Raw genomic sequence first — 14,268 nt, 5'->3', positions numbered from 1 at the left:
TCCCGATCCAGCCGCCTGCCGCACCTGTCCCACGCATCCTACGGCGGGTGACGCCGAGGACCGCTGTGGGAGGATCGGCAGCGCATGCGCCCTACACCGACACACCGGGTAAGCGCGTACGCAGCCACATACCCACAAGGACAACGTCGCACCCACGAGGAGCGTGCCCATGCCGTCGAACCCGGTCGCCGAGACCGTCGCCTCGTTGATTCCCCGGGCGAAGGAGGAGCTCACCGAACTGGTGGCCTTCAAGTCGGTGGCGGACTTCGACCAGTACCCGCGGGGCGAGAGCGAGGACGCCGCGCACTGGGTCGCCGACGCGCTGCGCGCCGAGGGTTTCGAGGACGTGGCCCTGCTCGACACCCCCGACGGCACCCAGTCCGTGTACGGCTACCTGCCGGGGCCCGAGGGCGCGAAGACCGTCCTCCTCTACGCGCACTACGACGTGCAACCACCGCTGGACGAGACGGCCTGGGTGTCGCCGCCGTTCGAGCTGACCGAGCGCGACGGCCGCTGGTACGGGCGCGGCGCGGCCGACTGCAAGGGCGGCGTGATCATGCACCTGCTCGCGCTGCGGGCGCTGAAGGCGAACGGCGGCGTGCCCGTCAACATCAAGGTCATCGCCGAGGGCTCCGAGGAGATGGGCACGGGCGGCCTCCAGCAGTATGCCGAGGCGCACCCCGAGTTGCTCGCCGCCGACACCGTCGTCATCGGCGACGCGGGTAACTTCCGCGCAGGCCTGCCGACGGTCACCTCCTCCCTGCGCGGCATGATCCTCATGCGAGTGAAGATCGACGCCCTCGAAGGCAACCTGCACTCGGGCCAGTTCGGCGGCGCGGCGCCCGACGCGCTGGCCGCGCTGATCCGCGTACTCGACTCGCTGCGCGCGAAGGACGGCACGACGACGGTCGACGGACTCGCGAGCGACGGGGCGTGGGACGGCCTTCAGTACGACGACGCGCAGTTCCGCAAGGACGCCAAGGTGCTCGACGGCGTGGAACTGGTCGGCGCCGACACGGTCTCCGACCGCATCTGGGCCCGCCCGGCCGCCACCGTGCTCGGCATCGACGCCCCGCCCGTCGTCGGCGCGACCCCGTCGATCCAGGCGAGCGCCCGCGCGCTGATCGGCCTGCGCGTTCCGCCGGGCGTGGACGTCGCCGACGGCATCAAGCTGCTCGAAACCCACCTGGTGACGCACACCCCGTGGGGCGCCCGGGTGAGCTGCGAACTGATCGGCCACGGTCAGGCGTTCCGGGCCGACACCTCCAGCCCGGCGTACGAGGCGATGGCCTCGGCCATGGCCGTCGCCTACCCGGGCCAGGAGATGCAGTACGCCGGCCACGGCGGCTCCATCCCCCTCTGCAACACCCTCGCCGCCCTCTACCCCGACGCCGAGATCCTCCTCATCGGCCTCAGCGAACCCGAGGCCCAGATCCACGCGGTCAACGAGAGCGTGTCCCCGGAGGAGTTGGAGCGCATGTCGGTCACGGAGGCACTGTTCCTGCGCAACTACGCGGCGAACTGAGCGAACGATCCAACGCGGGTGCAGTACCGCGCCCTTTCAGGGGCGCGGGGCTGTGACAATGCGGCTCCGCCGCCTGGGCGCGAGCAACCACGAACAACCCGCAGCCGCCCCACGACCTTCTCGAAGGGCGGCGGCGAACCGTCACACCGGCACCCCTGCCTCCAAGTACAGCGCAGCCCCCCGCTCCCGCGCCCGCAGAGCCCACCGCAACCGCTCGTACCGCACCGGAGGCAGCAGATCCGCGGCCTCTTCCTCGGTCACGAAGCGCCAGTCACGCAACTCGGGCCCGGGCAACACGGGCCGCTGGGCACCGCTCGTGTCGAGTCGGCCCCCGTCGAAGAGCAGGCGCAGTCCGCCGTATCCGGGCGGCGCGGGCGACTCCCAGTCCACGACCAGCAGCCGGGGCACGTCGTCCAGCCGTACACCGGTCTCCTCGAAGACCTCACGCACACCCGCCCGCGCCGGCGCCTCCCCGGCCTCCACGACCCCGCCGGGGAACTCCCAGCCGGCCTTGTAGGTCGGATCGACCAGCAGGACCCGGTCGTCCTCGTCGAACAACAGGACCCCCGCGGCGACCGTCTCGGCGGTCGGCTCGGGGGTCTGCACGATGTCGCACACGGGTACGTCGTCGGCGGCCACGGCGTCGGCGATGCGCCGCGCCGTCTCGTACGGGGTGAGGGCGCCGGTGTCGACGAGGTGGGCATCGGCGGTGAGCCAGCCGCTGAGCGCGGCGCGGTAGGGCCCCATGTGGTCGTACGCCCATTGACGCATCCGCATCTCCCCGTCGGGGAGGTCGGGCGGTATCTCCCGCCCGGCTATTCGCTCTCGCAGTATCGTTTCGGCCGGGGCCAGGAGCAGATGCCGTACGGGTATGCGGCGGGAGGCGAGGCCGCCGAAGATCTCGTCGCGGTACTCCTGGCGGAGCAGGGTCATGGGGACCACGAGGGTGCCGCCCAGCTCGGCGAGCAGGGCGGCGGCGGTGTCGACCACGAGCCGGCGCCAGCTCGGCAGGTCCTGGAAGTCGCCGACCTCGGCGAGGCGTTTGGCCGGCAGCATGTGTGTCAGTGCGCCGCCGATGACCTCGGGGTCGAAGAGCGTGCTGTTCGGGATCAGTTCGATCAGTTCCCGTGCGGTGGTGGTCTTCCCCGCACCGAACGCACCGTTGATCCAGACGATCACGGTTCCCCCTCTTCTGTTGGCCCCCTGAGGCTTGCCCTCCACTCCGCCACGGAAACCAGCCGCTGAGGAGGAGCCGAAATACGACGACGGCGGGTCCCCCACCGAATGGGGGACCCGCCGCCTGCGATGCGATGGGAGGCGAAGGGAGAATCCGCCGCCCGCTACAAGGCCGTCAGCCTTCCTTGCCGCCCTTGCCGCCCTTGCCGCCCTTGCCTTCCTTGCCGCCCTTGCCCTCCTGGCCCCCCAGGGCGTCCTCGCCGACCGCCAGGCTGTCGCTGGCGACCGTCTTGCCGACCTTGCCGAGCGTGCCCTCGACATCCAGTTTGCTCAGCGCGTCCGTCTTCCCGAGCGGGTCCCCGGCGTCGAGACCGTGCGACGGCGTGATGGCCGCGACGACGAAACCGGTGGCGAGGGAGGCGATGGCGAGCATGCTGCGCTTCTTCATGCCCCGCTCAACTGCCGAAGCCCCCGTGGGGTCACGGCCGGTTCCCGGCGTTTCGCCCCACCGCCGCGCTCACCCCGGAACACGGGAGGGAAGCCCGGCACACCCACGGGGCGAAGCGCGGCCGAGCCACCGGACGCACGCCGCACGGGACGGGGCGGAAACGCGGCACGACCGCAGGGCGGAAACGCGGCAGCCCCCACCGCGCGAACGCCGCACGGCACAACGCGGGAACACAGCCCGGCCACCGGACGGGAGCGCGGCGCGGCCTCCCGGCACCGGCCTGCCTGGCAGCGCGGCGAGCACATCTGCCTCCCCGCTCCCGCTTCCCCCACCGCTCCGCGGTCACCCCACACCGGCCACCGGCGTGCTCGGCCGGCGTGCCAGCGCCGCCGCGGCGGCTCCCACCAGGCCCGCGTCCGTGCCCATCACGGCGGGGGCGATGGTGAGGTGCTGGACGAAGGACAGGGTGGCGTAGTCCTTGAGGGCGGTGCGGAGGGGGGCGAAGAGGACGTCGCCGGCGCCCGCGACGCCGCCGCCGATGACGGCGATGTCGATCTCGACGAGGGTGGCGGTGGCGGCGATCCCGGCGGCGAGGGCCTGGGCGGCGCGTTCGAAGGAGGCCACGGCGATCGGGTCACCGGCCTGCGCGGCGGCGGCGACCGCCGCGGCCGAGCTGTCTCCGTCGGGGCCCGGCCGCCAACCGCTCTCCAGGGCGCGGCGGGCGATGTTGGGCCCGCTCGCGATGCGCTCGACGCAGCCGCGGGCGCCGCACGGGCAGGCGTCGCCGTCGAGGTCGACGCTGATGTGACCGATGTGGCCGGCGTTCCCGGTGGGGCCCGCGTGCAGCTTCCCGCCGAGGACGAGGCCACCGCCGACGCCCGTCGACACGACCATGCACAGCGCGTTGTCGTGCCCGCGCGCCGCGCCCTGCCAGTGCTCGGCCGCAGTGATGGCCACGCCGTCGCCGATCAGCTCGAGGGGCAACCCGCCGGTCGCCGCCCGGACCCGCTCGACGAGCGGGAAGCCGCGCCACCCGGGGACGTTCACCGGGCTCACCGTGCCGGCCGAGGCGTCCACCGGGCCGGCGCTGCCGATCCCGACGGCCGTGGCCCCGCCCCACAGCGGGGCGGCGGTCAGTTCGCCGAGCACCTCCTCGACGGCCCGCATGACGGTCTCGCCGTCCTCCTGCGCGGGCGTCGGGCGCTGCGCGCGCACCAGGATCCGGCCGTGGCCGTCCACCAGCGCCCCGGCGATCTTGGTGCCGCCGATGTCGAGCGCGGCCACGAGGTCGGTCTGCATCAGTGTCAGTTCTCCCGCTGCGAGTCTCCTACCGGGCGCCCGAACAAAGCGGCGCCCGGATCTCCGGCCGGACCGGCAGCACGACGCTCGCCTGGTGGGGGGCGCCGGCCAGAGAATGCGATAGACAGTCTCCCCCGGCTGTGACAACGTTGTCCAGGCTCTATGCTCGACGCCACATCCTCAACAGCCGCACAATTCCGACACGGCACACCACCGACCACACCTCGTGGACGACAGGACAGGACAGCGCATAGTGCCCGAGACCGCCGGCGGCATCGCCCGCCGCCCCGAGAACCGCTACGGCAACCGTCCCACGATGAAGGACGTCGCGGCCCGGGCCGGGGTGGGTCTGAAGACGGTCTCCCGGGTGGTGAACGGCGAGCCGGGCGTCACCCCGGACACCGAGCGCCGGGTCCAGGAGGCGATCGAGGCACTCGGCTTCCGGCGCAACGACAGCGCGCGGGTGCTGCGCAAGGGCCGTACGGCCAGCATCGGCCTGGTCCTGGAGGACCTCGCCGACCCGTTCTACGGTCCCCTCAGCCGGGCGGTGGAGGAGGTGTCCCGCGCCCACGGCTCGCTGCTGATCAACGGGTCCAGCGCCGAGGACCCGGACCGCGAGCAGGAGTTGGCGCTGGCGCTGTGCGCCCGCCGGGTCGACGGGCTCGTGATCATTCCGGCCGGTGACGACCACCGGTATCTGGAGCCCGAGATCAGGGCGGGCGTCGCCACGGTGTTCGTGGACCGCCCGGCCGGGCGGATCGACGCCGATGTCGTGCTGTCGGACAGCTTCGGCGGGGCCCGCGACGGCGTGGCCCACCTCATCGCCCACGGCCACCGCCGCATCGGCTTCATCGGCGACATGCCCCGCATTCACACCGCCGCCGAGCGGCTGCGCGGCTACCGGGCGGCCATGGAGGATGCGGGCATACACGTCGAGGACGCGTGGATGTCGCTGGGCGTCACCGATCCCGACCGGGTCCGCAGGGCGGCCGAGGAGATGCTGTCCGGCCCGTCGCCCGTCACGGCGGTCTTCGCGGGCAACAACCGGGTGACGGTGACGGTCGTACGCGTCCTCGCCGAGCACACCCGTCCCGTCGCCCTCGTCGGCTTCGACGACTTCGAGCTGGCCGATCTGCTCCGGCCGGGCATCACGGTCGTCGCCCAGGACCCCGCCCGGCTGGGCCGCACCGCCGCCGAGCGCCTCTTCCAGCAGCTGGACGGCTCCCTCGTCGCCCCCGAGCGCATCGAGCTGCCGACCCGGCTGATCACCCGCGGCTCGGGCGAACTCCCGCCTGCGGACTGACCCTTGGAAGCCCCCGACCCCCGTACGCTCGAAGCGCTCGGCCTCGCCGTGGCGCCGCGCGAGGACCCGCTGAGCTATCCGGGCGCATGGCCTGCCGAGTCCGCGCTCCTGGACGGCAACCGGATGCTGCCGCTGGACTCGCTCGTCTTCGGGGACCGTGTCCCGGTCCTCTCGGTCGGCTCCAACGCCTGCCCCGCGCAGCTCGTGCACAAGATGGCCGAGCGCGGCGTCGAGTGCCGGATCCCCATGGTCAGGGCCAGGGTCACGGGCATCGGGATCGGCGTCTCCGCGCACGTCAGCCTGCTCGGCTACATGTCCGCCTCGCCCTTCCACTCCCCCGGCTCCACCGGCGAACTGTTCATCACCTGGCTCGACGAGGCGCAGCTCGCCGTGGTCGACGCGAGCGAGGGCGTCGACTCACCGACCGGCAACTTCCGGCGGGCCGTCCTGCCCGCCGCCGACTTCCGTGTCGAGCTGGAGTCGGGCGAACTCCTCGACCACGCCTGGATCTACGTCAACCGGTGGGGCGTCCTGCACGACGGCGGCCCCGGCCCGCGCTCCCACCCGGGCCGCCAGCGCCCGCTGATCACCGAACTCCTCGCCGCGTCCGCCGAGTTGCGCGAACTGTTCGGCGCCACCCCGGACGAGTTCTGCGCCCGGGCGCGTGGCGACCGAGGGCTGTGCGCGCGGGGCAGGGAGCTGTTCGCCGAGCAGAGGTGGACGACGGTGTCGGGTCTGGAGCAGTACGTACGGCCGCACCCTCGGTCGTACGGCTGAGGCTGATCCCGGCCCGGCCTCAGCAGACCGGGAGGCCGGGCACCGGGGCGTCGTTGTCGCCGCCCTTCGGGGCTGCGGCCCGGCACCCGTTCCCGGCCCAGGTTCTGCTGGCATTGAAGTGCTCTCCCGGCTGAAGCCAGGAGATTCCCTCCTACCTTGCGGTGGCGGGCTTGACGCCACGAGGGCGCCTGACGACTGCCCTCCCGGCAGCCGGGACGAGCGCGAGGCCCATCCGGTACAGGTGCAAGATGTTCCGGGCCGCGTTGTAGTCGGCATTGCCCACCCACCCGCAGTCGGCGTTCTTGCACACGAAGACGGCCTGGCTCTCACGGCTGCCCTGGGTGGTGAAGCCGCAGGCGGAGCAGCGCCTTGAGGTGCCGGGAGCGGGAACCTTGTGCAGGGCGCCGCCGTGGCGGACGGCCTTGTACGTCAGCAGAGTGACGGTCCGGCCCCATGCCTCGCCGCTGATGGCGCGGTTGAGGCCGGACTTCTGCGCAACGTTCTTTCCCGGGTTCTCGACGGTTCCCCTGACGCTCTTGGTCATGTTCGTGATGGCCAGGTCCTCCACCACGATCACGCCGTATGTCCGGGCGATGTCGGTGGTGGTCTGGTGCTGCCAGTCACTCGCCCTGTGCTTGGCTGTCGCGCGAAGGCAAGCGATCTGGTCGTACGTCCGCTTCAGCCGGTTCGAGGTGCAATCTCCCCGCTTGCGGAAGCTCTTGCGGTGTGCGGCGCGCTGCTCCAGCCGAAGCAACTTGGCCTGTTCCTTCTCGGTCAGCCACGTGCCGTGGGTCTTGGTGTCCCCGTCCGACAAGGCCAGGGGGACGGTGACACCCATATCGATGCCGGCCTCGGGGCCGGTGTGCGGCTCGGCTACGCCTTCAAGGGTCTGGACGCGGAATGCGATATGCCAGCCAAGCGCGTCCTTCACCAGCCGGGCGCCGGTGATCCGGTTGCCGACGTCCGCGTTCTTGGCGACCGGGAGGTCCTTGGTCCAGCGGAAGCGGACCCGGCCTACTTTGGGGATGTTGACCATGCCCCAGCGGCGGTGTACCCGCGTGATCTGCAGGTCGCGCCCCTGGGGGATGTCCACGCTCATCACGGACCGGCAGCGTGTCTTGAAAGCCAGGCGCGTCGGCGCGGCCGTCCCAGCAATTCTTCCACGCCTTGAAGTGCGTCTTCAAAACGGCCTGGGCGCCCTGGGCCGGGAGGACGGCAAGCCAGCCGATGTCCTTGCGGGCCTGGCGGATCGCCGCATCGGCAGCGGCCAGTGAACGCTTCTCCTTCGGGAGCATCGTCCACCAGTCGTGCAGCAGGTTCCACATCGCTCGGGCCGCGTGTGCCTGGGAATCGACGAGCCGGACCTGCACAGGTGTCAGCGCCAGCCGGGCACGATGCCCGAACTGCCGCTTCTCCCGCGCACGTTCCGTACTCACGCGATCACTGTGCCATATGGCTTATGTCACCGTGGTCGAATCCGACCGCGTCCGAGCTGCTCCACGCCACGGTACGAGGAGCCGTCCGATCTGCCACAGGGCCGCTACTTGGCCACGTGTCCCGCCCACTTGACCCGCCCACCCGCCTACTGGCCGGAGATCGTCAGATCCGCCCGCCTGGGCGCCGCGAAGCCCTCCAGGCCGGCGCGGGTCAGGCCGGTCGCCTCGGACACCTCGTCGATGTCGAGGGCGCCGCAGTCCAGGCCCCGCAGCAGATAACCGCTGAGGGCCTTGGCGGTCGCGGGCTCGTCCATCACGTCGCCGCCGGCGCGGTTGGCGTATCGGGAGAGGCGGGCGGCGGCCTGTTCGTAGCCTTCGCGGTAGAAGGCGAAGACGGCCGCGTAGCGCGTGGGGATGTGGCCGGGGTGCATGTCCCAGCCCTGGTAGTAGGCGCGGGCGAGGGCGCGGCGGGTGAGGCCGTAGTGCAGTCGCCAGGCGTCGTGGACCTTCTCGGTCGGGCCGACCGGCAGGACGTTGGTGGAGCCGTCGGAGACGCGGACGCCGGTGCCGGCCGCCGCGACCTGCATGATCGCCTTGGCGTGGTCGGCGGCCGGGTGGTCGCTGGCCTGGTGGGCGGCGGAGACGCCGAGGCAGGCGCTGTAGTCGAAGGTGCCGTAGTGCAGACCGGTGGCGCGACCCTCGGCGGCGTCGATCATGCGGGCGACGGTCGCGGTGCCGTCGGCGGCGAGGATGGACTGGCTGGTCTCGATCTGGATCTCGAAGCCGATCCGGCCGGGCTCCAGGCCGCGCGCCTTCTCGAAGGCTTCGAGGAGCCGGACCATGGCGGTGACCTGCTCGGCGTACGTCACCTTGGGCAGGGTCAGGACGAGTCCGTCGGGCAGGCCGCCGGTCTCCAGCAGGCCGGTGAGGAAGATGTCGAGGGTGCGGATGCCCCGGTCGCGTACCGGCGCCTCCATGCATTTCATGCGGATGCCCATGTACGGGGCTGCCGTGCCCTTGGCGTACGCCTCCGCGATCAGCCGGGCGGCGCGGGCGGCGGCCTCGTCCTCCTCGGCGTCCGGACGCGGCCCGTAGCCGTCCTCGAAGTCGACGCGCAGGTCCTCGATCGGCTCGCGCACCAGCTTGGCGCGGACGCGGTCGTACACGGGCCCGGCGAGGCTGTCGTCGAGGCCGAGGACGGCGGCGAAGGAGGCGGCGTCGGGGGCGTGCTCGTCGAGGGCGGCGAGGGCCCGGTCGCCCCAGGTGCGGAGGGTGTCGGCGGCGAAGACGTCACCGGGGACGTAGACGGTGTGCACGGGCTGACGGGTGCCCGGGTCGCCCGGGTAGCGGCGCTCCAGCTCCGCGTCGACGGGGGCGAGGGAGGCACTGATCTCCTCGCTGACGGCGCCCGCGAGACTCGTCGCCACGTTCTCCTGCCGGCCCTGCCCCATTTCAAACCCTCCATTTTCCGCACTGCGGAATCAACAATCCGCATATCGAAGCTATCTGTCGGCCTTCACCCCGGTCAACACCGTCTCGAAGTGGGATTCCCCATGCTCTCCCGCTGGTCACTGCTATCCCGCCGTCTTCTTCCGTATTAGTCAGGCAAGATTCATCCTGACTCACAAAGGAGGGAGATCGCGTGCCGAAAGAGGTCGGAGTGACGCGCCGCCAAGGACTCAAATCCGCGGCGGCCGCCGCCATCGCCGTGCCGCTGCTGACCACGGCGGGCTCGTCACAGCCGGCGTCAGCCGGTGAGTACGCGGGCGCCCTGAACGTGATGACGTTCAACGTGCGCTTCGCGACCGTCGTCGACAAGACACCGCGCTGGGCCGTGCGCCGCCCGGTGATGCGGCAGCTGCTGCGCCGCGAGCGACCGCACGTCATCGGCACCCAGGAGGGGCTCTACCAGCAGCTGCGCATGATCGAGAAGGATCTCGGCGGGCACTACGACTGGATCGGTACCGGCCGAGGGGGCGGCAGCAAGGACGAGTTCATGGCGATCTTCTACGACACCCGCAGACTCGACCCGATCGAGTTCGATCACTTCTGGCTGTCCGACACCCCGTACGCCATCGCCTCCAACACCTGGGACGCGGACTGGCTGCGCATGGTGACCTGGGTGAAGTTCGCCGATCTCGCCGACGGGGGACGGGAGTTCTACGTCCTCAACACCCATCTGGACAGCGTCAGCCAGTACGCACGGGAGCGCTCCGCAGGGCTCATCGGCGAGACGATCGCCGGGTGGGACCCGTCAGCGCCGGTCATCGTCATGGGCGACTTCAACGCGGCCGCCCACGACAACCGGGTGTACGACCTGATGCTGGACATCGGCCTCGTCGACGCCTGGGACACGGCGGACTCGCGCAGCCAGGCGTACGCGACCTACCACGGCTATCGGGGGCTCAAGCCCGGTGGCCGGCGCATCGACTGGATCCTGACCTCGCCCGGGGTGACCACGCACTGGGCGGCGATGAACACCTTCTCCGTCGACGGGATGTACCCGAGCGACCATCTGCCGGTGCAGGCCTCGCTGACCCTGGGATGAGCCGAGGCCCCCGTGACCGTTCGTGCGGTCGCGGGGGCCTCGGACGACTCAGGAGGCTCAGCCCTTACGGGTGTTGATCTCCTCGGTGAGCTGGGGGACGACGTCGAAGAGGTCGCCGACGACGCCGTAGTCGACGAGGTCGAAGATCGGGGCTTCGGCGTCCTTGTTGACGGCGACGATCGTCTTGGAGGTCTGCATGCCGGCGCGGTGCTGGATGGCGCCGGAGATGCCGTTGGCGATGTACAGCTGCGGCGAGACGGACTTGCCGGTCTGGCCGACCTGGTTGGTGTGCGGGTACCAGCCGGCGTCGACGGCCGCGCGGGAGGCGCCGACGGCCGCGCCGAGGGAGTCGGCGAGGGCCTCGATGAGGGCGAAGTTCTCGGTGCCGTTGACGCCGCGGCCGCCGGAGACGACGATCGCGGCCTCGGTCAGCTCCGGGCGGCCGGTGGACTGGCGCGGGGTGCGGCCGGTGACCTTGGTGCCGGTGGCCAGCGCGCCGAACGTCACGGCCAGTGCCTCGACCGCGCCGGCGGCCGGGGCGGCCTCGACGGCGGCGGAGTTGGGCTTGACGGTGATGACCGGGGTGCCCTTGGCGATGCGGGACTTGGTGGTGAAGGACGCGGCGAACACCGACTGGGTGGCCACCGGGCCCTCGTCCGAGGCTTCCAGGTCGATGGCGTCGGTGATGATGCCGGAGCCGATGCGCACCGCGAGACGCGCGGCGATCTCCTTGCCCTCGGCGGAGGACGGGACGAGGACGGCGGCCGGGGACACGGCCTCGACCGCGGCCTGCAGCGCGTCGACCTTGGGTACGACCAGGTAGTCGGCGTACTCGGCGGCGTCGTGGGTGAGGACCTTGACCGCGCCGTGCTCGGCGAGGGCGGCGGCGGTGTCCGCGGCGCCGTTGCCCAGCGCGACGGCGACGGGCTCGCCGATACGGCGGGCCAGGGTCAGCAGTTCGAGGGTGGGCTTGCGGACGGCACCGTCCACGTGATCGACGTAGACGAGAACTTCAGCCATGGGAATGCTCCTGCGGATTGCGAAGGCTTGAGGGGCGGTAAGGGAGTCGGGCCTCGGCCGGACCGTCGGGTCGCGGCGGGCCGCTGGGCCTAGATGAACTTCTGGCCCGCGAGGAACTCGGCGAGCTGCTTGCCGCCCTCGCCCTCGTCCTTGACGATCGTGCCCGCGGTACGCGCCGGGCGCTCGGCAGCGGAGTCGACAGCCGTCCAGGCGCCTTCCAGACCGACTTCCTCGGCCTCGATGTCGAGGTCCGACAGGTCCCAGGACTGCACCGGCTTCTTCTTCGCCGCCATGATCCCCTTGAACGACGGGTAACGCGCCTCACCCGACTGGTCGGTGACCGACACCACGGCCGGAAGCGAAGCCTCCAACTGCTCGGAGGCTGCGTCGCCGTCACGGCGGCCCTTCACCGTGCCGTCCTCGACGGAGATCTCGGACAGCAGCGTGACCTGCGGAACACCCAGACGCTCGGCCAGCAGCGCGGGCACGACGCCCATCGTGCCGTCCGTGGAGGCCATGCCGGAGATCACCAGGTCGTAACCGGCCTTCTCGATCGCCTTCGCCAACACCAGCGAGGTGCCGATCGCGTCGGTACCGTGCAGGTCGTCGTCCTCGACGTGGATGGCCTTGTCCGCGCCCATCGACAGCGCCTTGCGCAGCGCGTCCTTGGCGTCCTCCGGGCCCACGGTCAGCACGGTGATCTCGGCGTCGTCGGCCTCGTCGGCGATCTGCAGCGCCTGCTCCACCGCGTACTCGTCCAGCTCGGAGAGCAGACCGTCCACGTCGTCACGGTCGACGGTCAGGTCATCGGCGAAGTGCCGATCGCCAGTGGCGTCGGGCACGTACTTCACAGTGACAACGATCCTCAAGCTCACGCCGGCTCTCCTACTGCATCGTCATTTCTGGGCTGCCTTCTTCCAGGCAGCATAGGCGCCTGAAGCGGCCGATCCCGATCGGGGCGACCTGCACCCCGATCGAAATATTACTCGCCAGTACGACGCCTACGTTCCCGCATTTCGTGCCCGCTAAGCAAGCGCTTTGAACTGTGAGTTAGGCAACCCTGCGTAATCGTGCGGGAAATCAGTCTCGCAGACCGTTGAAGCGGCCCTGGTGGTACAGCAGCGGCTGCCCGGCGCCCGACGGATCGCCCAGGACCACCTCGGCGAGGACGATCCGGTGCTCGCCCGCCGGAACGCGCGCCACCACCCGGCAGACCAGCCAGGCGAGCACGTCGTCGAGAACGGGAACTCCCTCCGGGCCGCTACGCCATCCGGTGGGCGCCCCGAACCGGTCGGCTCCGCTGCGGGCGAAGGTGGCGGCCAGCTCCCGCTGGTGCTCCCCGAGTATGTGCACGCCCACGTGCTCCGCCTCGGAGATCACCGGCCAGCTGGAGGCTCCCGTGCCGATGCCGAACGAGAGCAGCGGAGGCTCGGCGGAGACCGAGGTGAGCGAGGTGGCGGTGAAGCCGACCGGGCCGGCGCCGTTCTGTGCGGTGATCACGGCGACGCCGGCGGCATGGCGCCTGAAGACGGAGCGCAGGAGGTCGGGGGAGGCGAGCTGGGGCGAACCGAGGCCGGAGGTGGCCGTCATGGAGTTGTCCTTCTGTCGGAGTCGACGGGCTGGTCCGTGATTGCTCAGGTTCCCGGACAGCACGAACTCGCCGTGCGGACCAAATCCACATGGACGCGCTCGAAGAGAAGGAGTTCTCGGGGCATACGGTCAGGCTGACGAGAGGTGCGGCGCCCAGTCAAGTGCGTTCCGACATGCGGCTTCACACGGCCTCGCCGAGTGCGGCGATCACATCCGCCTTGCGCGGCTGTCCGGTTGCCCTGCGCACGATCCGGCCGTCCGCGTCGAGCACGAGCACGGTCGGCGTCTTGAGGATGTCCAGGCGGCGCACGAGGTCGAGGTGTTCCTCGGCATCGATCTCCACATGGGCGACGCCGGGGACCATTCCGGCCACTTCGGCGAGCACCCTGCGGGTCGACCGGCAGGGGGCGCAGAAGGCGCTGGAGAACTGGACGAGCGTGGCCCGTTCGCCGAGCCCCTCCCCCAACTCCGCCGCGCCGAGCAGCTTGTCGCCGTCCCGCCCGCGCACCCTGACTCTCCCGCTCCGCCGCTGATGCAGCACTCCGTAGACGCTCGCCGCGGCGAGCACCAGTCCACACACCACAAGTCCGGTCACAGCGTGCGTCAGCGTTCACGAGACTGCAAAGATTCCCGGCTCCCCACGGAGATTGGCCTGCGGAATGCTTGACGCATGGACATCGATGTGAGGGGCCCGCGCTTCGGGGCGGCCGTGACGACCGTGGTGCTGGCGGTCGTGCTGATCACCGGCAGTGGCTGGCTACTGGCCTGGCAGACGTTCGCGTTCGCGCTGGGCGCGGCGGGCGGGGTGGGGCGTTCGCCGTACGGCTTGGTCTTCCGCACCCTCGTGCGGCCCCGGATCGGGCGGCCCACGGAGTTCGAGGCGCCGGAGCCGCCGCGGTTCGCGCAGGCGGTCGGGCTGGTCTTCGCGGCGCCGGGCCTGGTCGGTTTCACGGTGGGGCCCGAGTGGCTGGGGCTGACGGCGACCGGCGCGGCGCTCGCGGCCGCCTTCCTGAACGCGGTGTTCGGGTACTGCCTGGGGTGCGAAATGTACCTGCTCATCCGGCGGGTGACGGTACGTACCGAGTAAAGACCGGGTGAACTTCCGACGATCGGCCATGTGTCCGACGTGACGAGAATCTCGCCCTC

Annotated in this window: 13 protein-coding genes and 1 pseudogene; 5 read left to right on the top strand and 9 right to left on the bottom strand. The window is 71.1% G+C overall.

The window, feature by feature from the left end:
• The first annotated feature begins 169 nt into the window (after nucleotides 1-169).
• Entirely contained in the window at nucleotides 170-1,525 is a 1,356-nt protein-coding gene (locus ACFU53_RS01900; protein ID WP_383984928.1) for a dipeptidase, read from the top strand.
• Between the two features lie 141 nt (nucleotides 1,526-1,666).
• Here ACFU53_RS01900 and ACFU53_RS01895 read toward each other — a convergent pair whose 3' ends face one another.
• The 3 genes from ACFU53_RS01895 to ACFU53_RS01885 all read right to left on the bottom strand — a co-directional run bounded on the left by ACFU53_RS01895 (nucleotide 1,667) and on the right by ACFU53_RS01885 (nucleotide 4,448).
• The gene (locus ACFU53_RS01895) at nucleotides 1,667-2,704 is read right to left on the bottom strand and encodes an NUDIX domain-containing protein (protein WP_383984926.1); all 1,038 of its coding nucleotides are present in this window, start codon (nucleotides 2,702-2,704) and stop codon (nucleotides 1,667-1,669) included.
• A gap of 172 nt (nucleotides 2,705-2,876) precedes the next feature.
• A complete protein-coding gene (locus tag ACFU53_RS01890; protein ID WP_383984923.1) occupies nucleotides 2,877-3,149 on the bottom strand; it encodes a hypothetical protein in 273 nt (90 codons plus the stop codon).
• A 342-nt stretch (nucleotides 3,150-3,491) separates the two neighbouring features.
• On the bottom strand, nucleotides 3,492-4,448 hold the full coding sequence (locus ACFU53_RS01885) for an ROK family protein (protein ID WP_383984920.1): 957 nt from the start codon (nucleotides 4,446-4,448) through the stop codon (nucleotides 3,492-3,494).
• Nucleotides 4,449-4,701: 253 nt separating this feature from the next.
• Here ACFU53_RS01885 and ACFU53_RS01880 point away from each other — a divergent pair, with 253 nt between their 5' ends.
• Both ACFU53_RS01880 and ACFU53_RS01875 read left to right on the top strand, forming a co-directional pair.
• Entirely contained in the window at nucleotides 4,702-5,751 is a 1,050-nt protein-coding gene (locus ACFU53_RS01880; protein WP_383984917.1) for a LacI family DNA-binding transcriptional regulator, read from the top strand.
• 3 nt (nucleotides 5,752-5,754) lie between these two features.
• A complete protein-coding gene (locus tag ACFU53_RS01875; protein WP_383984914.1) occupies nucleotides 5,755-6,528 on the top strand; it encodes a hypothetical protein in 774 nt (257 codons plus the stop codon).
• A gap of 151 nt (nucleotides 6,529-6,679) precedes the next feature.
• Here the strand turns inward: ACFU53_RS01875 and ACFU53_RS01870 are convergent.
• A pseudogene (locus ACFU53_RS01870) lies at nucleotides 6,680-7,853 on the bottom strand (RNA-guided endonuclease InsQ/TnpB family protein).
• A gap of 257 nt (nucleotides 7,854-8,110) precedes the next feature.
• On the bottom strand, nucleotides 8,111-9,415 hold the full coding sequence (locus ACFU53_RS01865) for a DUF6986 family protein (protein WP_383984911.1): 1,305 nt from the start codon (nucleotides 9,413-9,415) through the stop codon (nucleotides 8,111-8,113).
• A 191-nt stretch (nucleotides 9,416-9,606) separates the two neighbouring features.
• On the opposite strand from ACFU53_RS01865, the gene ACFU53_RS01860 reads away from it, so the two are divergent.
• Nucleotides 9,607-10,512 carry an endonuclease/exonuclease/phosphatase family protein gene (locus ACFU53_RS01860; protein ID WP_383984908.1) on the top strand — a complete coding sequence of 302 codons (906 nt, stop codon included), beginning with the start codon at nucleotides 9,607-9,609 and terminating at the stop codon, nucleotides 10,510-10,512.
• 57 nt (nucleotides 10,513-10,569) lie between these two features.
• On the opposite strand, the gene ACFU53_RS01855 is transcribed toward ACFU53_RS01860, so the two are convergent.
• The 4 genes from ACFU53_RS01855 to ACFU53_RS01840 form a co-directional block, all read right to left on the bottom strand.
• Nucleotides 10,570-11,532, bottom strand: a complete 963-nt coding sequence (locus ACFU53_RS01855; protein WP_383984905.1) for an electron transfer flavoprotein subunit alpha/FixB family protein — start codon at nucleotides 11,530-11,532, stop codon at nucleotides 10,570-10,572.
• Nucleotides 11,533-11,621: 89 nt separating this feature from the next.
• Nucleotides 11,622-12,407: an electron transfer flavoprotein subunit beta/FixA family protein gene (locus tag ACFU53_RS01850; RefSeq protein ID WP_383984902.1), complete on the bottom strand. Its 786-nt coding sequence runs from the start codon at nucleotides 12,405-12,407 to the stop codon at nucleotides 11,622-11,624.
• A 205-nt stretch (nucleotides 12,408-12,612) separates the two neighbouring features.
• Nucleotides 12,613-13,122 carry a flavin reductase family protein gene (locus ACFU53_RS01845; RefSeq protein WP_383984899.1) on the bottom strand — a complete coding sequence of 170 codons (510 nt, stop codon included), beginning with the start codon at nucleotides 13,120-13,122 and terminating at the stop codon, nucleotides 12,613-12,615.
• Nucleotides 13,123-13,303: 181 nt separating this feature from the next.
• Nucleotides 13,304-13,717 carry a thioredoxin family protein gene (locus tag ACFU53_RS01840; protein ID WP_383984896.1) on the bottom strand — a complete coding sequence of 138 codons (414 nt, stop codon included), beginning with the start codon at nucleotides 13,715-13,717 and terminating at the stop codon, nucleotides 13,304-13,306.
• A gap of 75 nt (nucleotides 13,718-13,792) precedes the next feature.
• Here ACFU53_RS01840 and ACFU53_RS01835 point away from each other — a divergent pair, with 75 nt between their 5' ends.
• Nucleotides 13,793-14,209 (top strand): DUF4395 domain-containing protein, encoded by a 417-nt coding sequence (locus ACFU53_RS01835; RefSeq protein WP_383984893.1) that lies wholly within the window; start codon nucleotides 13,793-13,795, stop codon nucleotides 14,207-14,209.
• Nucleotides 14,210-14,268 lie beyond the last annotated feature (59 nt).

The organism is Streptomyces sp. NPDC057474 (assembly GCF_042802555.1).
Classification (GTDB): Bacteria; Actinomycetota; Actinomycetes; order Streptomycetales; family Streptomycetaceae; genus Streptomyces.
Note: the sequence above shows the minus strand (reverse complement) of the source record. Positions and strands in the feature narration are given on the sequence as shown.

Bases quoted from the DNA above. Each gene is read 5' to 3' on its own strand.
- ACFU53_RS01845 (WP_383984899.1), bottom strand. From the start codon at position 13,122: ATGACGGCCACCTCCGGCCTCGGTTCGCCCCAGCTCGCCTCCCCCGAC.
- ACFU53_RS01885 (WP_383984920.1), bottom strand. From the start codon at position 4,448: ATGCAGACCGACCTCGTGGCCGCGCTCGACATCGGCGGCACCAAGATC.
- ACFU53_RS01855 (WP_383984905.1), bottom strand. From the start codon at position 11,532: ATGGCTGAAGTTCTCGTCTACGTCGATCACGTGGACGGTGCCGTCCGC.
- ACFU53_RS01900 (WP_383984928.1), top strand. From the start codon at position 170: ATGCCGTCGAACCCGGTCGCCGAGACCGTCGCCTCGTTGATTCCCCGG.
- ACFU53_RS01835 (WP_383984893.1), top strand. From the start codon at position 13,793: ATGGACATCGATGTGAGGGGCCCGCGCTTCGGGGCGGCCGTGACGACC.
- ACFU53_RS01865 (WP_383984911.1), bottom strand. From the start codon at position 9,415: ATGGGGCAGGGCCGGCAGGAGAACGTGGCGACGAGTCTCGCGGGCGCC.
- ACFU53_RS01890 (WP_383984923.1), bottom strand. From the start codon at position 3,149: ATGAAGAAGCGCAGCATGCTCGCCATCGCCTCCCTCGCCACCGGTTTC.